A 4,316-nucleotide genomic window follows, 5' to 3' on the forward strand; every position below is an offset into this window, starting at 1 on the left:
CAGGGGCTTTCGCCTCCTGTTGAAGACCCAGGCCTCCTTCTACCTCGTCCCCCACTACGGCGGGTACAGGAACACCGTGACGGTCGTGCTCCCGGTCGACGACGGCACGGTCCGGCTGGTGACGCGGGGCTCTGTCAGGTGAGCCCGGGCTCAGGTGTGGGGCTTTCGGATTCCTCGGGGGTTTCCGAGGTCTCGGGGGTTTCCGAGGTCTCGGTGGGCTCCGGGGTCGGGGACCCGGTGGCCGTCTCCGTCGCGGCCTCGACGGCCTCACCGGTCAGCGTCACCGAGAACATGGGCCCCTCCGCGGTCGGAGCGATGACCGTCCCCGTCCAGGTGCCGGCCTCCTGGGCGGTGTGGCTGACCTGGACGCTGCACGTCTGCTGGGGCTGGAGCGTGACGCCGCTGCAGCCGTCCTTGACGATCGAGAGGTCCCCGCTCTCGGACGTGGCCCTCAGCGGCTGGACGGTCAGGGGCACCTGCTGGTCGTTGGAGAGCTCCATGGTGCCTCCGGCAGGCTCGTCCAGCTGCGCCCTCGGCAGGGCGACCGTCGAGGCAGTGCCGGAGTCCGAGTCGGTGCCGGGGAAGATCTTGCCCAGGTCCTCGCCCGTCGGCGCGGGAGCGGAAGCCGTGCTGTCCGTGTCCGTGTCCGTGTTCGTGTCGGTGGTTGTGGTGTCGCGGGTCCGGGCGGGCCCCGGCTCTGAGCCCCCGCATGCCGTCGCCGTTGTGATCAGGGCTGTCAGCAGTGCCACCACGGCGAAGCCGCGTCTGGTGTCCGGCGTCACGATGTCCGTCCCTCCGCTTCGGCTCGGGCCGGCGCCCAACGTCGCACAGCGGCTCGCCGCAGGGACGGAACCCGTGCGGTGACACTGCGTTGTCGCCCCGGGTGGCGGTACTGCGATAAGGGCCTGGCGGCGCTCCGCGGAAGCTCTGTCCGGGGGTGGTGTCCGGGGCTGAGGGGGCGTCGGGCAGGGGGTGGGCTGGGCCGAACCGGGGACGTGGCGACCGTCCCCGTGTCGCGCCGGGTGTGCCGGGGAACCCATGGGGGGCTCTTCCGCCCGAGGCGGCCGCGTTCCGGCGGACCCGGCGAGGCGGCGTGCATCGTGTGGAGGGACGGCCGTGGCGAAGGCTTATCTGGTGGGCAGCGGGATCGCGTCGCTCGCGGCGGCGGCGTTCCTGATCCGCGAAGGCGGGTTCTCGGGGAACGACATCGTGATCCTGGAGGAACAGGACCGCGAGGGCGGGAGCCTGGACGCGGCGGGATCCCCCGAGACCGGGTACACCATGCGCGGCGGCCGTATGTTCGAGATCCACTTCGAGTGCACCTACGACCTGCTGTCTTCCATTCCCTCGCTGGACGACCCGGCCAAGTCGGTCACGGAGGACACGTTCGCCTTCCACGAGGACTTCGCCTGGGACGACCACGCCCGCCTCGTCGCCGCCGACGGGAGCGTCATCGACGCGCACGCGATGACGTTCTCCGAACGGGACCGCCTCGAACTCGTGAAGTGCGTGGCCACGCCCGAGAGGCTGCTGGACGGCAAGCGGATCTCGGACCTGTTCCACGAGGAGTTCTTCACCACCAACTTCTGGGCGATGTGGTGCACCACGTTCGCGTTCGAACCCTGGCACAGCGCGATCGAGTTCCGCCGCTACCTCAACCGCTTCGTCCACCTGTTCAAGACCTTCGACACCATGTCGGGGATCTACCGCACCCGGTTCAACCAGTTCGACTCGATCGTGCGGCCCCTCCTGGCGTGGCTCACCGCCCAGGGCGTCACCCTCCGGCTCGGCACTCGCGTCACGGACCTGCGGCTGGCCGACGGCGACGCGCTGACCGTCGAGGAGCTCGTCTGGGAGCGTGACGGGAAGTCCGGTAGTACGGCCGTCGGCCCGGACGACCTGGTGATGGTGACCAACGGATCCATGACCGCGAACTCCACCCTGGGCTCCACCGATACCGTCCCCGCCCTGGACACCACCTCCTCCAGCGGGGCCTGGCAGCTGTGGGAGACCCTCGCCGCGAAGCGCCCCGGACTGGGCGACCCGAAGGTGTTCGACTCCCACGTCAAGGACTCCACCTGGGAGTCGTTCACCGTCACCACCAAGGACCCGCTCTTCTTCAAGCTGATGGAGGAGTTCAGCGGAAGCGAGGCGGGCAAGGGTGGCCTGATCACCTTCAAGGAGTCCAGCTGGCTGCTGACCATCGTGCTCAACCACCAGCCGCATTTCCGGGACCAGCCCGAGGACACGTTCGTGTGGTGGGGGTACGCGCTGTTCCCCGACCGGCAGGGCGACTTCGTGGGCAAGCCCATGTCCGAGTGCACCGGCCGGGAGATCCTCGACGAGGTACTGCGGCATCTGCCGTTCACCGAGCGCCAGCGGATCCTGGACGGGTCTCTGGTGATCCCCGCGAAGATGCCGTACATCACCAGCCAGTTCCTGGTCCGCAAGGCCGGCGACCGCCCCCAGGTCGTACCCGCCGGCTCCACGAACCTGGCCTTCATCGGCCAGTACGCCGAGGTTCCCGAGGACGTGGTCTTCACCGTCGAGTACTCCGTACGCACGGCCTGGACCGCCGTCGCCGGGTTGCTGGGGCTCGACAGGCAGCCCCCGCCCGTCTACAAGGGCCAGTACGACCCGAAGGTCCTCATCGAGGCACTGCAGACCCTGCACCGGCGCTGAACGGACCCGCCGTCGGGTCACTCCGCCGGGGCGGTCGCGTGGGAGAGCGCCACGCCGCCGATGATCAGGGCCAGGGCGAGGAGGCGGCCCGGGGTCACCGGGTCCTTGTGGACGACGGCGCCGAGGGTGATGGCGCCGGCCGCGCCGATTCCGGTGAAGACGGCGTAGGCCGTGCCGACCGGCAGGCCCTTCATCGCCAGGGACAGCAGGTAGACGGCGACGGCGGCGAGCGCGAAGCAGAGCAGCGTGGGCAGCGGGCGGGTGAAGCCGGCCGTCGGTTTGATGCTCTGCGACCAGGCGACCTCCACCAGGCCGGCGGCGACGAGGAGGAGCCAGTTCACAGGGAGGCTCCTGTCTTGCGGGCGGCCTCCAGGGACTGGCGGCGGGCGCCTGCGTGGCGGTGCGGCAGCGTGGTCATGACGGGACCCCTCGGTATCGGCGGGAACAGTAACCGGACATGGCGTCCAGTTATATCGGACGAGAGACTCAACCGGACAGGGCGTCCGGTTATTCCGGTAGGCTGGGATGCCATGGAAACGAGGGAACGTGCGGACGCCGCCCGCAACCGGGCCAAGGTGCTCTCCGCCGCGGCCGAGTTGTTCGCCGCCGGTGATCCGCGGGCGGTCACGATGGACGACATCGCCCGGACGGCCGGCATCGGCCGCGGCACGCTCTACCGCCGCTACCCGGACGTCACGTCCATCGCGGCGGCCCTCCTCGACGAGCACGAACGCCGCCTCCAGGAGGAACTGCTGCGCGGCGCTCCCCCGCTCGGCCCCGGCGCACCGCCGCACGAGCGGCTCACAGCCTTCTACGCCGCCATGGTCGACCTGCTGGAGAGCCACGGCCACCTGGTCCTGGGCGCCGAGACCGGCGAGAAGCGCTTCACCATCGGGGCGTACGGCTTCTGGCGCGCCCATGTCCTCGCCCTGCTGCGCCAGTCCGGCACTCCGGACCCCGACGCGCTGGTGGACAGCCTGCTCGCGCCGCTGGCACCGGAGGTCTTCCTCCAGCAGCGCGCCCAGGGAGTGACGCCGGACCGGATCAAGGCGGCGCTGGCGCGGCTGGCGAGTGTGCTGCCGGCTGACTGAACGGGCGGACGGGCGGACCCCACCGGACGCCCCGGTGGGCCGTCTGCCCGACGTCTCCCGTGCCGGATCCGAACGGTCGGCGCCGCCCACTCCCCCGCAGCCGTCGTCGGGTGCCGCCGGGGCTCTCCTCGTACGCCGCCCGTTCGGTCCGGCTGCGGTGGCGGCCGCGGGCCGTGGCTGATGGGATCGGATCGCCCACGTTCTTCCCCGACCCACCGAGGACCGGTCATGAGCAACGACAGCGGCCCGAGCGAGCGAGCCCGGGAGATGCGAGACAAGGCCCAGGAGCTGGAACAGGCGGCCCAGCGGGCCACGGATCCCGCCGAGCGGCAGCGACTGCGGGACAAGGCCCTGCACATCCGGAAGAAGAGCGAGGAGCAGAACGGCCCGGGCAGCGGGACCATGGATCCCATGTAGGACGGGGGACGCATGGACATGTCGGCGGCCATCGAGGATCTGGCCGGGCAGGCCGAGCAGCAGGTTCGTGACGGGATCTGGGAACTCGCCCCGGTCGACCGGACCATCGCCGCCAAGGCCGCCGCC

Annotated in this window: 5 protein-coding genes; 3 read left to right on the forward strand and 2 right to left on the reverse strand. The window is 70.7% G+C overall.

Annotated elements, in window-relative coordinates; translation table 11 throughout:
- Positions 1–134 precede the first annotated feature (134 nt).
- Positions 135–782 (reverse strand): hypothetical protein, encoded by a 648-nt coding sequence (locus VR44_RS31455; RefSeq protein WP_045951026.1) that lies wholly within the window; start codon positions 780–782, stop codon positions 135–137.
- Positions 783–1,116: 334 nt separating this feature from the next.
- On the opposite strand from VR44_RS31455, the gene VR44_RS31460 reads away from it, so the two are divergent.
- Positions 1,117–2,682 (forward strand): oleate hydratase, encoded by a 1,566-nt coding sequence (locus tag VR44_RS31460; protein ID WP_045951027.1) that lies wholly within the window; start codon positions 1,117–1,119, stop codon positions 2,680–2,682.
- Between the two features lie 17 nt (positions 2,683–2,699).
- Here the strand turns inward: VR44_RS31460 and VR44_RS31465 are convergent, their stop codons facing one another.
- Positions 2,700–3,023 (reverse strand): DMT family transporter, encoded by a 324-nt coding sequence (locus tag VR44_RS31465; RefSeq protein ID WP_045951028.1) that lies wholly within the window; start codon positions 3,021–3,023, stop codon positions 2,700–2,702.
- A 189-nt stretch (positions 3,024–3,212) separates the two neighbouring features.
- Between VR44_RS31465 and VR44_RS31470 the strand changes: the two genes are divergently transcribed.
- Both VR44_RS31470 and VR44_RS31475 read left to right on the forward strand, forming a co-directional pair.
- The gene (locus VR44_RS31470) at positions 3,213–3,773 is read left to right on the forward strand and encodes a TetR/AcrR family transcriptional regulator (protein WP_045951029.1); all 561 of its coding nucleotides are present in this window, start codon (positions 3,213–3,215) and stop codon (positions 3,771–3,773) included.
- Between the two features lie 228 nt (positions 3,774–4,001).
- Positions 4,002–4,190, forward strand: a complete 189-nt coding sequence (locus VR44_RS31475; protein ID WP_045951030.1) for a DUF6381 family protein — start codon at positions 4,002–4,004, stop codon at positions 4,188–4,190.
- Positions 4,191–4,316: the final 126 nt, after the last annotated feature.

The sequence above is a fragment of the Streptomyces katrae genome, assembly GCF_000966975.1.
Lineage (GTDB): Bacteria > Actinomycetota > Actinomycetes > Streptomycetales > Streptomycetaceae > Streptomyces > Streptomyces katrae.